General features: G+C 36.3%; 16 protein-coding genes and 1 riboswitch. All 16 genes read left to right on the forward strand.

Going from position 1 to position 17,980, the window contains the following annotated elements:
• Nucleotides 1–3 precede the first annotated feature (3 nt).
• Nucleotides 4–1,674, forward strand: a complete 1,671-nt coding sequence (locus ILT06_RS06265; protein ID WP_000823080.1) for a ribonuclease J — start codon at nt 4–6, stop codon at nt 1,672–1,674.
• A gap of 104 nt (nt 1,675–1,778) precedes the next feature.
• Nucleotides 1,779–2,528 (forward strand): translocation-enhancing protein TepA, encoded by a 750-nt coding sequence (gene tepA / locus ILT06_RS06270; RefSeq protein WP_000139828.1) that lies wholly within the window; start codon nt 1,779–1,781, stop codon nt 2,526–2,528.
• Nucleotides 2,525–2,728 carry a YlzJ-like family protein gene (locus ILT06_RS06275; protein ID WP_000605035.1) on the forward strand — a complete coding sequence of 68 codons (204 nt, stop codon included), beginning with the start codon at nt 2,525–2,527 and terminating at the stop codon, nt 2,726–2,728. Before tepA ends, ILT06_RS06275 begins: the two co-directional genes overlap by 4 nt.
• A gap of 212 nt (nt 2,729–2,940) precedes the next feature.
• Nucleotides 2,941–5,325: a DNA translocase FtsK gene (locus tag ILT06_RS06280; RefSeq protein WP_222654927.1), complete on the forward strand. Its 2,385-nt coding sequence runs from the start codon at nt 2,941–2,943 to the stop codon at nt 5,323–5,325.
• Between the two features lie 203 nt (nt 5,326–5,528).
• A riboswitch (purine riboswitch) is annotated at nt 5,529–5,630 on the forward strand.
• A 232-nt stretch (nt 5,631–5,862) separates the two neighbouring features.
• Complete coding sequence (locus ILT06_RS06285; protein ID WP_064475023.1) at nt 5,863–6,588, forward strand: GntR family transcriptional regulator; 726 nt, start codon at nt 5,863–5,865, stop codon at nt 6,586–6,588.
• 89 nt (nt 6,589–6,677) lie between these two features.
• Nucleotides 6,678–7,754, forward strand: a complete 1,077-nt coding sequence (locus ILT06_RS06290) for a BMP family lipoprotein (RefSeq protein WP_064475024.1) — start codon at nt 6,678–6,680, stop codon at nt 7,752–7,754.
• A gap of 118 nt (nt 7,755–7,872) precedes the next feature.
• Nucleotides 7,873–9,405, forward strand: a complete 1,533-nt coding sequence (locus ILT06_RS06295; RefSeq protein WP_064475025.1) for an ABC transporter ATP-binding protein — start codon at nt 7,873–7,875, stop codon at nt 9,403–9,405.
• Nucleotides 9,398–10,456 carry an ABC transporter permease gene (locus ILT06_RS06300; RefSeq protein WP_001085261.1) on the forward strand — a complete coding sequence of 353 codons (1,059 nt, stop codon included), beginning with the start codon at nt 9,398–9,400 and terminating at the stop codon, nt 10,454–10,456. The genes ILT06_RS06295 and ILT06_RS06300 overlap by 8 nt, the downstream gene beginning before the upstream one ends.
• Complete coding sequence (locus ILT06_RS06305) at nt 10,457–11,416, forward strand: ABC transporter permease (RefSeq protein ID WP_000008857.1); 960 nt, start codon at nt 10,457–10,459, stop codon at nt 11,414–11,416.
• A gap of 198 nt (nt 11,417–11,614) precedes the next feature.
• The gene (gene yfmF / locus ILT06_RS06310; protein ID WP_000772421.1) at nt 11,615–12,889 is read left to right on the forward strand and encodes an EF-P 5-aminopentanol modification-associated protein YfmF; all 1,275 of its coding nucleotides are present in this window, start codon (nt 11,615–11,617) and stop codon (nt 12,887–12,889) included.
• A complete protein-coding gene (gene yfmH / locus ILT06_RS06315) occupies nt 12,890–14,176 on the forward strand; it encodes an EF-P 5-aminopentanol modification-associated protein YfmH (RefSeq protein WP_064475027.1) in 1,287 nt (428 codons plus the stop codon). It abuts the gene before it with no gap.
• 255 nt (nt 14,177–14,431) lie between these two features.
• Nucleotides 14,432–15,145 (forward strand): elongation factor P 5-aminopentanone reductase, encoded by a 714-nt coding sequence (ymfI, locus tag ILT06_RS06320; RefSeq protein ID WP_048563302.1) that lies wholly within the window; start codon nt 14,432–14,434, stop codon nt 15,143–15,145.
• A gap of 75 nt (nt 15,146–15,220) precedes the next feature.
• Nucleotides 15,221–15,469 carry a DUF3243 domain-containing protein gene (locus ILT06_RS06325; protein ID WP_000114455.1) on the forward strand — a complete coding sequence of 83 codons (249 nt, stop codon included), beginning with the start codon at nt 15,221–15,223 and terminating at the stop codon, nt 15,467–15,469.
• A gap of 139 nt (nt 15,470–15,608) precedes the next feature.
• Nucleotides 15,609–16,394: a DUF3388 domain-containing protein gene (locus ILT06_RS06330; protein WP_000574107.1), complete on the forward strand. Its 786-nt coding sequence runs from the start codon at nt 15,609–15,611 to the stop codon at nt 16,392–16,394.
• A gap of 21 nt (nt 16,395–16,415) precedes the next feature.
• Entirely contained in the window at nt 16,416–17,327 is a 912-nt protein-coding gene (locus ILT06_RS06335; RefSeq protein ID WP_064475028.1) for a helix-turn-helix domain-containing protein, read from the forward strand.
• Between the two features lie 63 nt (nt 17,328–17,390).
• Nucleotides 17,391–17,969: a CDP-diacylglycerol--glycerol-3-phosphate 3-phosphatidyltransferase gene (gene pgsA / locus ILT06_RS06340; protein WP_048563304.1), complete on the forward strand. Its 579-nt coding sequence runs from the start codon at nt 17,391–17,393 to the stop codon at nt 17,967–17,969.
• Nucleotides 17,970–17,980 lie beyond the last annotated feature (11 nt).

Consider the following 17,980-nt stretch of genomic DNA (forward strand, 5'->3'; position numbering starts at 1 on the left):
AACATGAAGAGAAAAGAGAATGAGTCTGTTAAAGTATTTGCTCTTGGTGGAGTAGGTGAAATCGGGAAAAACATGTACTGTGTTGAAATTGATTCTGAAATCTTTATTGTAGATGCAGGGTTAATGTTCCCGGGAGATGAAATGTTTGGAATTGATATCGTTATTCCTGATATTACATATTTAGTGGAAAACCAAGAGCGAGTAAAAGGTTTATTTATTACTCACGGTCATGAAGATCATATTGGTGGAATTGTTTACGTACTTCGTAAATTATCAATTCCAGTGTATGCAACGAAATTAACAGTAGGACTTATACAAGAAAAACTTGGCGAAGCGGGTATGTTAGGCCGTGTAGACTTAAAAACAATCGATTCAAATTCAACAGTAGAGTTTAATACTACAACGGTGTCATTCTTTGGAACGACACATAGTATTCCAGATTCTGTTGGTGTTTGTTTCCATACATCAAAAGGTGCTATCGTATATACGGGAGACTTTAAATTCGATCAAACTCCAATTGGAAATAGTGGAGCAGACCTTGGAAAAATGGCACAAATCGGAAATGAAGGCGTACTGTGCTTATTATCTGATAGTACAAATGCTGAGCGTCCAGGCTATACAGGTTCTGAAAAAGAAGTTGGTGTAGAAATTTCTAAAGTGTTCTACGGCGCAGAAGGACGTATTATCGTTGCTTCATTTGCATCGAATGTACATCGTATTCAACAAGTATTTGATGCAGCTGCTGAAACAGGACGAAAAGTAGCGGTTGTAGGACGTAGTATGGTGAAAGTGGTAGATATCGCAAGACGTCTTGGTTATTTAGATGTTCCAGAAGGTATGGTTATTTCACTACAAGAAGTAGACAATTTCCCAGAGAAAAAGGTAGCTATTTTAACGACAGGTAGCCAAGGTGAACCGATGGCAGCCCTTTCTAGAATGGCGAAGCAAGCTCATAAACAAATTTCAATTCGTAAAGGTGATACGGTTATTATTGCGGCTTCTCCAATTCCGGGTAATGAAATATCTGTATCGAAAATTATTGACTTGTTATTTAGAGCTGGAGCTGATGTTATTTATTACGGTGAAAGAAAAGTTCATGTTTCAGGTCACGGTAGCCAAGAAGAATTAAAATTAATGTTAAATTTAATGAAACCTAAGTATTTTGTACCCGTACATGGTGAGTTCCGTATGCAAAAAGCACATGCATATTTAGCTGAAGATGTAGGTATTGCAAGAGAGAATATCTTTATCGTAGAAAAAGGCGATGTGATTGCTTTTGGTGACGATGAAGCAAACTTAGTTGGCAAAGTACAAGCTGGTAATGTGTTAATTGATGGATTAGGTGTAGGTGACGTTGGTAATATCGTTCTTCGAGATAGAAAAATGTTATCTCAAGATGGAATATTAGTAGTTGTTGTAACACTTGGTAAAGATGAAAAGAAAATTATCTCTGGTCCAGAAATCATTTCACGTGGTTTTGTGTATGTTCGTGAATCAGAAGCGTTAATTGACCGCTCTACAGAGATTGTACGTATGATTGTTGAGCAATCGATTAAAGAGTATTCAATTGAATGGTCTATGTTAAAACAAAATATTCGTGAATTATTAGGGCAGTTCTTGTACGAAGAGACAAAGAGAAAACCTATGATTTTACCGATTATTATGGAAGTATAAAAAAGATCACCTTTACGGGTGATCTTTTTTTCTTTTTAAACTCTATCGAATGAAATTTATAACTTAAGAAATAATAGTTATATACGAGTGAAAGGGGATGCGATATGACAGAACGTGATCGTTATACAAATGAAGGGAAAGAGGCTGAGCCGAAAGAAACTGGGAAAGAAGCCTCGATAGTGGAAAAAATTCAACAGCTAGGGCAAACGAATGTACCACAAATGAATGAATCGAGTATTCATTGTTTAACAATCATTGGGCAGGTGGAAGGTCATGTTCAGTTGCCGCCGCAAAATAAAACAACAAAATATGAGCATATTATTCCGCAAATTGTTGCGATAGAACAAAATCCGAAAATTGAAGGTTTGCTTTTAATATTAAACACGGTCGGAGGTGACGTTGAAGCAGGTTTAGCAATTTCTGAGATGGTAGCTTCGCTTTCAAAGCCAACGGTATCACTTGTTCTGGGCGGCGGGCATTCTATCGGTGTACCAATCGCCGTCTCTACGGATTATTCATTTATTGCGGAAACTGCGACGATGACAATTCATCCCATTCGTCTAACAGGTCTTGTTATAGGTGTGCCACAAACATTTGAGTATTTAGATAAAATGCAAGAAAGAGTCATTCGATTTGTGACGAAGCATTCGAAAGTAACCGAAGATCGTTTTAAAGAACTTATGTTTGCGAAAGGGAATTTGACGCGAGATATTGGGACGAATGTAATTGGTGGCGATGCAGTGAAATATGGTCTTATAGATGATGTCGGTGGTATTGGGAATGCGATTCGAAAGCTGAATGAATTAATAGATGCTCGCATGGATGATAGTGCAGAAGGGACAATGTTACAATGATTTTATACACAATTATGCCAGAGCAACTTGTATATCCAACTGATTATTCGCAATGTGAAAGCCAAAAAGTTGTAAATATAAACGGTGTTGAATTAATGGTTTCTGAAGAAGAACATGGGTGTTATTCTATTGTACGTGTGTTAAGTACGGATCCGCTACACTACTTAGAGTTTGAGCCCGGCCAAAAAATAACCTTTTAGCAAAAAGAAGGATTTTGTTTAGAAGCTATGGTATAATATAAAAAACAAGACGGTTGAGCAGCCATGAGAGGGCTGCTTTCTTCTGTTTATTTAACAATTTACAAGAAGTGTAAAAATAGAAGATATAAGACCTGAAAAAATAGAGAAAACAGACATATAAGTAGAGCTTTTTTAAGGAAGCCCTGCTTACATGTAGAACACGAGGTGAAGAAATGGCAAAACAAAAGCAAAGAGGGACGAAGGCAAAAGCAAGACGCACGATAAAGCCAACTTTGTATTATGAAATCGTCGGTTTAACTCTTTTTGCACTTTCAATCATTACGATTTTACAGCTAGGTGTTGTAGGGAAATCGTTTGTGTTATTTTTTCGCTTCTTCTTTGGTGAGTGGTACATAATTGGTGTGTTAGGTGTAATAGCTTTATCGGTTTCGTTTGTTATCAAACGTGGATGGCCGAACCTTTTAAATAAACGGTTAATCGGTTTTTATTTAATAGTATTGGCGATATTAATGTTTAGTCATATTACATTATTTAACCTTCTTACGAAAGATGGAGCAGTGCAAAATACTTCTGTTATTGTGAGTACGAAAGATAACTTCTTTCTTGAAATGAAAAAGGGGCCGGATAGCGTTCATTTAGGCGGTGGTATGTTTGGTGCGCTTATGTTCGCGACGTGTTACTTCTTATTTGACGAAGTAGGAGCTTATATCATTGGTATTATTTTAGTGATTCTCGGTATACTTTGTATAACAAATAAGCATATCGGAGAAGTACTTGCCCCTGTAGGGAGAATCCTTAGAAGTCAATTTGAAGTAATGCAAGGGGATTATAAAGATTGGAGATCCAAAAGGACGGCTGAACAAACAGAAAAGAAAAAAACAACGAGAAGCACAAGGAGCAAACGTTCTGCAGAACAAGAAGAGATTATTGAGCCGATGGAAGAAATTTCAATTGATCCTCCCATTATTTCGAATTTCACTGAGAATTATCCTGTAAATGAAGAAGAGAATAAACGAATTAGCGAAGAACAGGAAGTAGAGTTAATAACTTCACCGTCTATTGAAGAGGCTCCGCCTGTTGAAGAATCTAAGAAAAAGCGTGGAGAAAAGATTGTAGAATCTTTAGAGGCGGAAACAAGTGCCCCGCCAATGCAATTTTCAAATGTAGAAAATAAAGATTACAAGCTTCCTGCACTTGATATATTGAAATTTCCTAAGAATAAGCAAGTTACAAATGAAAATGCAGAAATTTATGAGAATGCTCGTAAATTAGAACGTACATTCCAAAGCTTTGGAGTGAAAGCGAAAGTAACAAAAGTACATAGAGGTCCTGCAGTTACAAAATATGAAGTATATCCTGATATGGGAGTAAAGGTAAGCAAAATCGTTAGTTTAAGTGATGATTTAGCACTTGCTTTAGCTGCGAAAGACATTCGTATTGAAGCACCTATTCCCGGGAAATCAGCTGTAGGGATTGAAGTTCCGAACTCAGAAGTTTCTATGGTAACGCTTAGAGAAGTTCTTGATTCTAAGGCTAATAATCATCCGGAAGAGAAGTTGTTAATTGGTCTTGGACGAGATATTACAGGTGAAGCTGTATTAGCGCGTTTAAATAAAATGCCCCATTTACTAGTAGCTGGTGCGACAGGTAGCGGGAAAAGTGTATGTATTAATGGTATTATTGTTAGTATTTTAATGCGTGCAAAACCACATGAAGTAAAATTAATGATGATTGATCCAAAAATGGTAGAGTTAAATGTATATAACGGTGTTCCGCATTTATTAACACCAGTTGTAACTGATCCGAAAAAAGCATCACAAGCTTTGAAAAAAGTCGTGAGTGAAATGGAACGACGTTATGAATTATTTGCTCATAGTGGCACGCGTAACATTGAAGGATATAATGATCATATTAAAGAACATAATAGTCAATCAGAAGCGAAACAACCGGAATTACCTTATATTGTAGTAATAGTGGACGAGTTAGCTGATTTAATGATGGTTGCTTCATCAGATGTAGAGGATGCGATTATGCGTTTAGCACAAATGGCTCGTGCGGCTGGTATTCATTTAATTATTGCGACGCAGCGTCCATCGGTTGATGTTATTACGGGAGTTATTAAAGCGAATATTCCATCACGTATTGCATTCGCGGTATCTTCTCAAACGGACTCTCGTACAATTCTTGACGGTGGTGGTGCAGAGAAACTGCTAGGTCGTGGAGATATGCTGTTTATACCAATTGGTGCATCGAAGCCTGTACGTGTACAAGGTGCATTTTTATCCGATGATGAAGTTGAGAGAGTTGTAGAGTATGTTATTGGTCAGCAAAAAGCGCAATATCAAGAAGATATGATTCCACAAGATGTTCCTGATACGAAGCAGGAAGTAGAAGATGAATTATATGATGAAGCAGTTCAGCTTGTAGTGGAAATGCAAACAGCATCTGTTTCTATGTTGCAACGTAGGTTTAGAGTAGGTTATACGCGAGCTGCCCGTTTAATTGATGCAATGGAAATGAATGGTGTAGTAGGTCCGTATGAAGGTAGTAAACCACGAGAGGTGCTCATTAATGATGTACAAGAAAAAAGTTCATAAAAAAAGCCTAATTGTTTTTACAATTAGGCTTTTTTATATGCTAGTTTTGTTATATACTATATTCAGCGATAAAGAAAGGGCTTACATTTAAAGCGATTCTTTAGAATACGAATACTTTGATTATGTTTTTAATGAATGTTCGATATTTAATGTAGAAAAATGTTAAATTTTGTTGACACGTATGGGAGCAAGTGGTAAGATTACTTCGAAAAGAATCACTGCCTCATATAATCTTGGAGATAAGGTCCATAAGTTTCTACCCGGCAACCATGAATTGCTGGACTATGAGGGGAAAAGTGTGTAACAAAGGATGTAAGAGATCTTTGTGCCGAACTTTTTCTCGAAATGAGGAATGTTTATGGTGCAAAGTTTTTTTTATGCAGTAAAGAGTGAAAATTTCATCTTAAAAAATTATTAATATTTATTCGACAATTATGCTTATTTTTAGTATTTAGTAATTTTATTATGTTGTAAGTTGAAAAAAGAGAAAAGAAGTCTTACATCAGAGGTCGAATAATTGAAATGCGGGGGAGTCTTATGTCAGTAAAATCCGATAGTCGTCACCTATATTTACGGGTGATTGATCACATTAAAGAAAAAATTAAAGATGGAGCTTACAAAGAAAGACAGAAGTTACCATCAGAGTTTGATTTAGCGAAAGAACTTGGTGTAAGTAGGGCGACTTTAAGGGAAGCACTGCGTATTTTAGAAGAAGAAAATGTTGTCATTCGTAGACATGGTGTAGGAACATTTGTAAATGCAAAGCCGTTATTTTCTTCTGGGATTGAACAACTTTCTAGTATTACAGATATGATTTCTAGTGTGGGGAAAACACCAGGAACTATCTTTTTATCATCATCTACAACAAGTTTAACAGAAGAAGAAAAAGAGAAGTTTAATAGTGAAGATGGTTTTAATGCAGTAATGATTGAGCGTGTGCGTACAGCAGATGGGGAACCTGTTGTATATTGTATCGATAAACTTGCAAAAGAAATATTGCCAGATTTATCGGGATACAACGAAGAATCATTGCTTACAGTGATACATAACAACACGCACAAACGTATCACATACGCAGTTGCTCACATTGAGCCAATTGGCTATCATCCGAAAATTTCACCGATTTTAGAATGTGAACCGGAAACGGCACTGCTAGTTTTAAAACAAATGCACTATGATCAAAATGATGAGCCAATCTTATATTCTCTCAATTACTTTAGAGCTGATAAGTTTAGCTTCCACGTATTAAGAAAACGTATGTAGGTAAGTTCCTTTTTGGGGAGGTGACAGCAAGAAGTTAGGGACAGCAGCGTATAAAAAATAGACAAATCATTTCAGGAGGGGTTTCTAGTATGAAGAAAAAAACAGGTCTTTTATTATCATTAACATTAGCAGCAAGCGCGGTTTTAGGTGCATGTGGTAACTCGGATAAGGCGAGCAGTGACAAGAAAGAAGATAAAGAATTCAAAGTTGGTATGGTAACGGATGTTGGGGGCGTTGATGATAAATCATTCAACCAATCTTCTTGGGAAGGTTTGAAAAAGTTTGGTAAAGATAATGGATTAAAGGAAAAAACAAATTATCGTTACCTACAGTCTGAAAAAGAAGCAGATTATATTCCGAACTTAAAGAAATTTTCAAAAGATAAGTATGATTTATCTTTCGGAATCGGTTATAAATTAGAAGGTGCAATTAAAGAAGTTGCAAAAGAATCTCCAAAACAACAATTCGCAATCGTTGATACTGTTGTAGAAGCACCGAACGTAACAAGTATTACATTTAAAGATCATGAAGGATCATTCCTTGTAGGTGCGGTAGCGGCTATGTCAACAAAATCGAATAAAGTAGGATTTGTTGGTGGAATGAAGAGTGATTTAATTAGTAAATTCGAAAATGGATTTAAAGCTGGTGCAAAGGCAGTAAATCCAAACATTGAAATCGTATCTGAATATGCGGAAGCATTTGATAAACCTGAAAAAGGTACAGTTCTTGCATCAGCAATGTATGGTCAAGGTGTAGATGTAATTTATCATGCTGCTGGTGGTACAGGTAACGGCGTGTTCACTGAAGCGAAAAACCGTAAGAAAAAAGGTGAAAATGTTTGGGTAATCGGTGTTGACCGTGACCAAAACCAAGAAGGTATGCCTGAAAACGTAACATTAACTTCAATGGTAAAACGTGTAGATATCGCTGTTGAAAAAGTAGCACAAGAAGCGAAAGATGGTAAATTAAAAGGCGGTAAAGTAGAAGCGTTTGGTTTAAAAGATGACGGTGTTGGTATTGCAAAAACAACTGACAACGTGAAAAAAGTTAACCCTGAAATTTTAACAAAAGTAGAAGCGTTTGAAAAGAAAATTACAGATGGTGAAATTAAAGTACCAGCTACAGATAAAGAGTATAAAGAATATGAAGCTTCTCTAAAAAAATAAATAGAGAAATAGCAAAGGTTAGTTCATAGAACTAACCTTTGTATGTATAAAACTTCCAAATTGCTTAATAAGTTAATAGTGTAATAGGGGAATGTTCCCTGTTAAAAGGAGGAACAAAATGGAATACGTAATTGAGATGAATAACATTACGAAAGTATTCCCAGGCATTGTAGCGAATGATGATATTACGCTGCAAGTAAAGCAAGGAGAAATACATGCTTTACTTGGAGAAAATGGTGCAGGGAAATCCACATTGATGAATGTACTATTTGGTTTGTATCAACCAGAACAAGGTGAAATTAAAATTAAAGGAAAGTCTGTAAACATTACCAATCCGAATGTGGCAAATGACCTTGGTATTGGAATGGTTCATCAGCACTTTATGCTTGTTCATAATTTTACAGTTACAGAGAATATTATTCTCGGAAATGAACCGAAGAAAAACGGGAAAATTGCTGTTGAGGAAGCTGCTAAAGAAATTCAAAAACTGTCTGAACAATACGGATTAGCTGTAGATCCATACGCGAAAATACAGGATATTTCAGTTGGTATGCAGCAGCGTGTTGAGATTTTAAAAACACTTTACCGTGGGGCAGAAATTTTAATATTTGATGAACCGACAGCTGTGTTAACACCGCAAGAAATTCATGAGCTAATTCAAATTATGAAAAAGCTTGTACAAGAAGGGAAATCTATTGTTCTTATTACACATAAGTTGAAAGAAATTATGGAAGTTTGCGATCGTTGTACGATTATTCGTAAAGGAAAAGGGATTGGAACGGTTGACGTTGCAAATACGGATGAAAATAAACTTGCAGAATTAATGGTCGGACGTCAAGTGAATTTTAAAACAGAAAAAATAGACGCGAAGCCAAAAGAAGAGGTACTTTCAATTGCAAATCTTGTTGCTCACGATGCACGTCAACTACCTGCTGTAAAAGGCCTTGACTTAACTGTTCGTGCGGGGGAAATTGTTGGAATTGCAGGGATTGATGGAAACGGACAAAGTGAATTGATAGAAGCAATTACTGGTTTACGAAAAGTTGAGTCAGGTTCTATTGCAATTAAAGGAAAAGAAATAACAAATTGGCCTGTTAGAAGGATAACAGAAGAAGGAATTGGTCATATTCCAGAAGATCGTCATAAACACGGCCTTGTTCTTGATTTTTCTGTTAGAGATAATATCGTTCTGCAAACGTACTATAAAAATCCGTTTTCAAAGAAAGGGATTTTAAATTTTAGTAAAATTACAGAAAAAGCAAAGGCACTTATTGAACAGTTTGATGTACGTACACCTAGTGAGCAAACGTTAGCGCGCGCTTTATCTGGGGGGAATCAACAAAAAGCAATTATTGCACGTGAAGTAGACCGTGATCCAGATTTATTAATCGCGGCACAGCCAACACGTGGTTTAGATGTAGGAGCAATTGAATTTATTCATAAGAGATTAATAGAGCAAAGGGATAAAGGAAAAGGTGTATTACTTTTATCTTTAGAGTTAGATGAAATCTTAAATGTTAGTGACCGAATTGCTGTTATTTATGAAGGGAAAATCGTAGCAATTGTTGATGCGAAAGAAACGAATGAACAACAGCTTGGATTGTTAATGGCTGGAGGAACAAAGAAGGAGCAGGTGGGTACAAATGGCTAAAAAACTTTTAACAGAACGAACGATAAATATTTTAGTCCCAGTACTATCCGTTATTTTCGGCTTACTTGTCGGAGCAATTGTAATGCTAGTTAGTGGCTATGATCCAATTGTTGGTTATAGTGCACTTTGGACAGGAATGTTCGGTAGCCCAAGTGCAATAGGTGAAACGCTTCGTACAATGATCCCGCTTATTCTTGCCGGCTTATCAGTGGCGTTTGCATTTCGTACAGGTTTATTTAATATCGGGGTAGAGGGTCAATTACTAGTTGGTTGGCTTGCAGCGGTTTGGTTCGGTTATGCAGTTTCGCTACCAGCTGTTCTTCACATTCCGTTATCTATTTTATTTGCAGCATTGGTAGGTGGAATTTGGGGTTTCATCCCTGGATATTTAAAGGGGAAATTTCAAGTTAATGAAGTTATTGTAACAATTATGATGAACTATATTGCGTTATACGTAACATATGACATTATTAAGCGTTTCTTGCACGAGGGTAATGATAAAACGTACGACATCAAAGCGAGTGCGTCATTATCTTCAGACTGGCTTGCTGCCATCACTGACGGTTCGCGCCTTCACTGGGGAATTGTTGTAGCAATTTTAATCGCTATTTTAATGTGGTTCTTATTAGATCGAACAACTTTAGGGTATGAATTAAAGTCGGTAGGATTTAATCAACATGCCTCCCAATATGCTGGTATGAAAGTTTCTCGCAATGTAGTATTCTCTATGACAATTGCTGGTGCATTTGCGGGGATTGGTGGTGCGATGGAAGGGTTAGGAACATTCCAAAGTATGACAGCAATGTCTTCGTTTACAGGAGTAGGATTTGACGGGATTGCCGTAGCCTTACTTGGGGGGAATAATCCGTTTGGTATTATCCTTTCAGCTTTATTATTTGGTGGTTTGAAAAGTGCTTCCCCTCAAATGAACTTTGAGGCAGATGTACCATCAGAGCTTATTAATGTGATTATTGCATGTATCATCTTCTTTGTTGCATGTAGTTATGTGTTAAGATGGGCGCTTACACGCATGAGCAAGGAGGGGAAATAAATGAGCTTTTTAGATATATTAGCCATTCTTGTGACGGGTACGTTATATACATCAGCACCTATAATTTTTACAGCACTAGGTGGTGTATTTAGTGAACGATCGGGTGTTGTAAATATCGGATTAGAAGGACTAATGCTATTTGGTGCATTTATTGGAGTTGTTACAAACTTATTAATGGGTGATACATGGGGAACGATGACTCCGTGGATTGCGTTATTATTTGCGGCAATTGGTAGTGGGTTATTTGCATTACTTCATGCGGTAGCATCTATTACATTCCGAGCGGATCAAGTTGTAAGTGGTGTAGCGATTAACTTCTTATCTCTTGGATTAACGGTATTTGCAATTAAGAAGATTTTTGATAAAGGACAGACTGACTTTATTCAGTACCGTATTGAAAAGATTGATATTCCAGGCCTTTCGGATATCCCAGTTTTAGGGAAAATATTCTTCTCTAACGTACCGATAACGTCGTATATTGCTATTATTTTAGCATTCGTTGTTTGGTATGTTATTTATAAAACACCGTTCGGTCTTCGTCTTCGTGCGGTTGGTGAGCATCCAATGGCAGCTGATACGATGGGAATTAACGTATATAAAATGCGCTATATTGGTGTTTGTATATCAGGTGTGTTTGCTGGAATTGGTGGAGCAATTTTTGCAATGTCAATTTCTAATAACTTCTCAGGGGCAACTATTACTGGACAAGGTTTCTTAGCGTTAGCTGCCATGATCTTTGGGAAGTGGAATCCACTAGGTGCATTAGGTGCAGCGCTATTCTTTGGTTTTGCACAATCGTTAAGTGTAACAGGTGGAACAATTCCTGTATTAGATCAAATTCCGAGTGTTTTATTAACGATATTACCATATGTATTCACAATATTAGCGCTTGTTGGTTTTGTAGGTCGTTCTGAAGCTCCGAAAGCGTTAGGAACGCCGTATGAAAAAGGAAAACGATAAGTATAAAAAAGCTCGCACATTAGTGCGGGCTTTTTTACATAGAATATATGTAATACGGAATTTTACTATGTTCCTTACATATAAAAGTTTTTAGAAAGAGCCTGATGTAAGTATAGTGAGGAAGAAAAGTTGATTTTTCATTTCTAAAAACTGTATATTGAAGAGGAATATTCCTATATACGTAAAGGAGGGCTATAAATGAAACTAATGGAACAACAGTTACATGAGTTAGGTGGTTTGCGAGTACATATTATTCCGACTGATAAATATAAAACAAATACTTTTGTATTTCGTTTTAAAGCACCTTTAAATGAGGAGACGGTGACAGAGCGTGCCCTATTGCCATACGTATTGCAAAGTGCGACAGAAAAACTTCCTTCTGTAATTCGTCTTCGTCAATATTTAGAAGAATTATATGGATCTTCTTTGGCAGTAGATGTAAGTAAAAAAGGAGAAGACCATATCATCTCTATTTATGTAGACATTGCAAATGAAGTATATTTACATGATGCACCACCGTTATTTGAAAAAGCACTTTCTATGTTATCGGATATAGTTTTACATCCAGCAACAGAGGGGAATAGTTTTCTACCTTCTATTGTAGAAAGTGAAAAGAGAGCGCTCTTGCAACGAATTGAAGCTACGTATGATGATAAAATGCGCTATGCAAACGAGCGTTTAATTGAAGAAATGTGCAAAGTAGAACCGTATCGATTAAGTGCAAATGGAAAAAAAGAGAGTGTTGCATCTATTACAAATGAAAGTTTGTATCAATATTATCAAAAAGTGTTAGCGGAAGATGAAATGGATCTATACATTATTGGTGATATTTCAGAAAACGCAGTTGATCTTGTAAGTAAGTATTTTTCTATTTCAGCGCGTCCTGTGAGAGAAAGAAATGTACTTCTTCATAAGAGAAATAATGAAGAAAAAGAAGTTGTGGAAAAACAAGAATTAAAACAAAGTAAATTACACATCGGTTATCGTACGTTTATTACGTATAAAGACGAAGATTATTTTGCACTGCAATTGTTCAATGGACTGTTTGGAGGATTCTCTCATTCAAAGTTATTCGTTAATGTTCGTGAAAAAAATAGTTTAGCGTACTATGCAGCATCCCGCTTTGAAAGTCATAAAGGCTTATTGTTTGTCATGTCAGGAATCGAAGCGAAAAATTATGAAAAAGCTGTTGAGATTATTAAAGAACAAATGTTGGCGATGCAAAATGGTGATTTTTCAGAAGAAGAGATGCATCAAACGAAAAGTGTTATTCAAAATCAAATATTAGAGGCGATTGATACACCGCGCGGATTTGTGGAAATGCTGTATCATGGTATTATTTCAGACCGTACGCGTCCGGTTGAAGAATGGCTTTCAGGTATTGAAAGTGTGACGAAAGAAGAGATTGTGAAAGTTGCTAAAAATATTGAACTAGACACAATTTACTTTTTACATGGAACGGAGGGAGAATAAATGGAGAAAATTGTTTATGAGCAATTAAAAGAGACACTCTATTATGAAAAACTTCCTAATGGATTAGATGTATATATTTTACCGAAGCAAGGATTTAATAAAACATTTGCAACGTTTACGACAAAATATGGTTCTATGGATAATACATTCGTACCACTAGGTAAAGAAGAAATGATTCGTGTGCCTGATGGAATTGCTCATTTTCTTGAGCATAAATTATTTGAAAAAGAAGATCACGATGCTTTCCAATTGTTTAGTAAACAAGGAGCATCAGCAAATGCTTTCACATCTTTCACAAGAACAGCTTATCTGTTTTCATGTACATCAAATGTAGAACAAAATTTAAATACATTGTTAAACTTCGTACAAGAGCCTTACTTCTCTGAAAAAACAGTTGAAAAAGAGAAGGGGATTATTGGGCAAGAAATTCAAATGTATCAAGATAATCCAGATTGGCGCTTATACTTTGGATTAATTGATAGCTTGTTTGTAAAGCACCCAATTAAAATTGATATCGCAGGGACAATCGAGTCTATTAGTAAAATTACGAAAGACTTATTATATGAATGTTATGAAACATTTTATCATCCGAGCAATATGTTATTATTCGTTGTGGGGGCAATTGATCCAGAGGAAACAATGGATTTAGTACGTGAAAATCAAGCGAAAAAAGATTATAAAAACCAGTCAGAAATTGTACGTTCATTTGAGGAAGAACCTGATGAGGTAAATGAAAAGAAGAAAATTATTTCCATGCCTGTACAAACACCGAAATGTTTAGTTGGTATTAAAGCGACAAATTTAAAAGAAAAAGGGAAAGCCCTTTTAAAACAAGAAATTGCGCTTACGTTACTTTTAGATTATTTATTTGGGAAAAGCTCCGTTCATTACGAATCTTTATATAATGAAGGTCTTATTGATGATTCGTTCTCGTATGATTATACGGAAGAGAATAACTTCGGTTTTGCAATGGTTGGCGGCGATACGAAGCAACCTGATGAGCTGGAAGAGCGTTTGAAAAGCATTTTACTAAATACAAATTATGATCAATTAGATGAGGCGGCATTAGAACGAGTAAAGAAAAAGAAAATAGGTGGCTTTTTACGCTCGTTGAATTCGCCAGAATATATCGCGAATCAATTTACACGATATGCGTTTAATGAATCTAGTCTGTTTGAGGCATTGACTGTATTAGAAAGTCTAACTGTTCAAGATTTACAAGAAGTAGCCAAATTATTATTATCAGAAGAAAGAATGAGTGTTTGTCAAGTTTTACCGAAAAAATAAAAGGTTTCATAATAATACCCTCATCTTATCATTGATAAATTGTAAGATGAGGGTATTATTTACCCCGCATTAACGGGCAGTAAGACCCCCCACTTAAAAATTCAGTGAAAGCACAGAAGTAGGTGGGGGGATCAACTGCCCGTAAAAGCCCGATTGGTTCAACTAATAATCAGTGGGGGATGTTCATCCACCCACTGATTAAAGTTTCACTTTATTTATAGGAAAAAGATTTTGTTGAGATAAGAGAGGAATTGTATGAAGAAGTATGCATTAGTAACTGGAGGAAGCGGAGGGATTGGCTCTGCTATTTCAAAACAATTAATTCAAGATGGATATACAGTATATGTTCATTATAATAACGGTGAAGGGCAAGTGAATGAGTTACAGAAAGAGTGGGGGGAAGTGATTCCTGTTCAAGCGGATTTAGCTTCTAGTGATGGAGCGGAGCAATTGTGGGAACAAATTGAACATCCTCTTGATGTTATCGTATATGCAGCTGGGAAGAGTATTTTTGGACTCGTAACAGATGTAACGAACGATGAATTAAATTATATGGTAGAACTTCAAGTGAAGAGCATCTATAAACTATTATCAATGGCACTGCCATCAATGATTCAGCGGAGAAGCGGTAATATTGTACTTGTTTCGTCTATATGGGGCCAAATCGGCGCATCATGTGAAGTGCTTTATTCGATGGTAAAAGGTGCACAAAATTCATATGTGAAAGCATTAGCAAAAGAAGTTTCATTAAGTGGAGTAAGAGTGAACGCGGTAGCACCAGGTGCAATTGAAACGGAAATGTTAAACGTATTTTCAGAAGAGGATAAGAATGAAATTGCTGAAGAGATTCCGTTAGGACGATTAGGATTACCAGAAGAAGTAGCGAAAACAGTGTCATTTCTCGTGTCACCAGGTGCCTCTTACATAACTGGACAAATTATCGGAGTGAATGGCGGTTGGCATTGCTAAAAAATTTTTACATAAAAAATAAAAAACTGTACAAATTAAGCATGATTCTATTACTAAGTAGTGAGGTGCTTAAACATGTCAGTTTTAGATAATTTTGATCAATGGAAGAGCTTTTTAGGAGAACGTTTAGAACAAGCATCAGGAAAAGGTCTTGATGGTGGTGCTGTATCAGATATGGCATTTCGTGTTGGAGATTATTTAGCAAATGAAGTAGAAGCGCGCAACGATCAAGAGAAATTATTGTCTGAGCTTTGGAAAGTCGCTGATGAACAAGAGCAACATACAATCGCAAACTTAATGGTGAAGTTTGTACAGCATAAGTAAAAAATAGAGAGGAGATTCTCCTCTCTATTTTTTTTGTATAATAATAACGCAGGATAGATTATACATTTAGCTTCCCTATTAAGGTGAAATCATATAATATAGTACGTAGGTGTAAAGTAAGCAAGGGGAGTGATCTTGGATGATTGAATGGTATTTTGAATATGAAATACATAAAAACCGACCTGGCTTGCTTGGTGACGTTTCTTCGTTAATCGGTATGCTCGGCATTAATATTGTCACAATTAATGGTGTAGATAATGCACGACGTGGATTACTCCTTATGTGTGATAATCAAGAGCAAATCTCTAGACTTGAATCAATTTTAAATACGATGGATAACATAACGGTAACGAAATATCGTCCGCCAAAGCTAAGAGATAAGCTAGCGGTTAGACATGGTAGGTACATACAACGAGATGCAGATGATAAGAAGACATTTCGATTTGTACGTGATGAATTAGGGTTACTTGTAGACTTTATGGCTGAAATAATGAAAAAAGAAGGTCATAAACTAATCGGGATACGAGGAATGCCTCGTGTCGGAAAAACAGAATCCATTGTTGCCGCAAGTGTTTGTGCAAATAAAAGATGGTTATTTGTATCATCTACTCTTATTAAGCAAACTGTTCGTAGTCAATTGATTGAAGATGAGTATAGCGACGACAATATTTTTATCTTAGATGGAATCGTGTCAACAAAGCGTGCTAACGAAAGGCATTGGCAGCTTGTTCGTGAAATTATGAGATTACCTGCAACGAAAGTTGTGGAACATCCTGACGTATTTGTGAGTCAGTCAGAATACACATTGGATGATTTTGATTATATTATCGAGTTGCGTAACGATTATGATGAAGAAATCCAATATAATTTAGTAGATGAAATTGAGCAAGGTACGCAAAATAATTTCTCTATGTTTGACTTTTAAAGAAATATTGAGGTGTTAGTAGTGACAGAATTAGGACAAAAGCTGAAAGAAGCAAGAGGAACGAAGGGCTTGTCTATGGATCAGCTGCATGAGATTACAAAAATTCAAAAACGCCATTTAGTAGCGATTGAGGAAGGCAATTATGATGTATTGCCCGGAGCTTTTTATGCGCGTGCATTCATTAAACAATACGCAGATGCGGTTGGGTTAAATGGAGAGGAACTGCTTGTAGAATATCAGAGTACGATACCACAATCTGAAAAACGCGACGTTCCACAAGTATCAACAGGACAGAAAACGCAAGAAACAATGCAAAAATCTTCATCATGGCCAATTGCAGATCATATGCCGAAAGTTTTAGTTGCGCTATTAGTAATTGCATTTGGAGTGGTAATTTGGTTTGTTTTCCAAGCGTTAACTGGAAAAGGTGATGAGAAAGTTCCGAATGCTCAAAGTGAGAAAATTGAAGTTAAAAAAGCAGAAAACTCTCCGTTAGATACGAAGAAAGATGAAGTGAAAGCGGAAGAGCCGAAAAAAGAGGAACCAAAGAAAGAAGAGCCAAAGAAAGAGGAACAACCAGCACAACCAACGGGACAAGAAGAAGTAAAAGTAGTTGGTACAACTGGTAAAGTATCTACTTTGGAAATTCATAACAATAAAACATTAGAACTGGAAATATCGGGTAAAGGTGCGAGCTATGTAGATGTTAAAGATGATGCGGGGAATGTGATTCTAAACGCTACAGTACAAGAGGGCCAAATAGAAAAACGTGATGTATCAACATTAAAAGAAGTGCGACTTAATATTGGGAATGCAACGAATGTTGAAGTTAAACTGAATGGCCAAGTGGTCGCTTATCCATTGAATCCAGAAAAAGAACTTCACCAAAGATTGGTGATAAAAAACCAAGGGATAGGGCAACCTGCACAATAATAGTCATCGCCTCGATGACTTTTTTCAATGAACAAATGTTTTTGATATGATGGAGGAATAGCTGTGAATTTACCAAATAAAATTACAATATCTAGAATCTTCTTAATTCCAGTTTTTATGGTAATTATGTTAGCGCCCTTTGATTGGGGTTCATACACAATTGGTGATGTTGATTTACCAATTCAACATTTAGTAGGGGCACTTATCTTTATTATTGCTTCGGCTACAGATTGGATTGATGGACATTACGCAAGAAAGTATAATCTTGTAACGAATTTAGGGAAGTTTCTTGACCCGTTAGCTGATAAATTACTTGTTTCAGCAGCACTTATTACATTAGTTGAGATGCAATACGTACCTGCTTGGATCGTTATTGTAATTATCAGCCGTGAGTTTGCAGTAACTGGTTTACGTCTTGTACTTGCTGGAACAGGAGAAGTAGTGGCAGCAAATCAGTTAGGGAAAATTAAGACGTGGACACAAATTATTGCAATTGCGGCGTATTTATTACACGATGTACCTTTAAATTTAATCCATATCCCAGTTGCTGATATTTTCATATGGATTGCATTAATCTTTACTGTTATTTCAGGGTGGGATTATTTCTGGAAAAATAGAGCTGCTTTTGTAAACTCAAAATAGAAGTTTATGGG

Source organism: Bacillus sp. 17RED48, from assembly GCF_019837545.1.
Taxonomy (GTDB): domain Bacteria; phylum Bacillota; class Bacilli; order Bacillales; family Bacillaceae_G; genus Bacillus_A; species Bacillus_A wiedmannii.

Coding starts and splice junctions, on each gene's coding strand:
- ILT06_RS06275 (WP_000605035.1), top strand. CDS start 2,525: ATGATTTTATACACAATTATGCCAGAGCAACTTGTATATCCAACTGAT.
- ILT06_RS06330 (WP_000574107.1), top strand. CDS start 15,609: ATGATTGAATGGTATTTTGAATATGAAATACATAAAAACCGACCTGGC.
- yfmH (WP_064475027.1), top strand. CDS start 12,890: ATGGAGAAAATTGTTTATGAGCAATTAAAAGAGACACTCTATTATGAA.
- ILT06_RS06290 (WP_064475024.1), top strand. CDS start 6,678: ATGAAGAAAAAAACAGGTCTTTTATTATCATTAACATTAGCAGCAAGC.
- tepA (WP_000139828.1), top strand. CDS start 1,779: ATGACAGAACGTGATCGTTATACAAATGAAGGGAAAGAGGCTGAGCCG.
- ILT06_RS06305 (WP_000008857.1), top strand. CDS start 10,457: ATGAGCTTTTTAGATATATTAGCCATTCTTGTGACGGGTACGTTATAT.
- yfmF (WP_000772421.1), top strand. CDS start 11,615: ATGAAACTAATGGAACAACAGTTACATGAGTTAGGTGGTTTGCGAGTA.
- ILT06_RS06265 (WP_000823080.1), top strand. CDS start 4: ATGAAGAGAAAAGAGAATGAGTCTGTTAAAGTATTTGCTCTTGGTGGA.
- ymfI (WP_048563302.1), top strand. CDS start 14,432: ATGAAGAAGTATGCATTAGTAACTGGAGGAAGCGGAGGGATTGGCTCT.
- ILT06_RS06300 (WP_001085261.1), top strand. CDS start 9,398: ATGGCTAAAAAACTTTTAACAGAACGAACGATAAATATTTTAGTCCCA.
- ILT06_RS06325 (WP_000114455.1), top strand. CDS start 15,221: ATGTCAGTTTTAGATAATTTTGATCAATGGAAGAGCTTTTTAGGAGAA.
- ILT06_RS06280 (WP_222654927.1), top strand. CDS start 2,941: ATGGCAAAACAAAAGCAAAGAGGGACGAAGGCAAAAGCAAGACGCACG.
- ILT06_RS06285 (WP_064475023.1), top strand. CDS start 5,863: ATGTCAGTAAAATCCGATAGTCGTCACCTATATTTACGGGTGATTGAT.
- ILT06_RS06295 (WP_064475025.1), top strand. CDS start 7,873: ATGGAATACGTAATTGAGATGAATAACATTACGAAAGTATTCCCAGGC.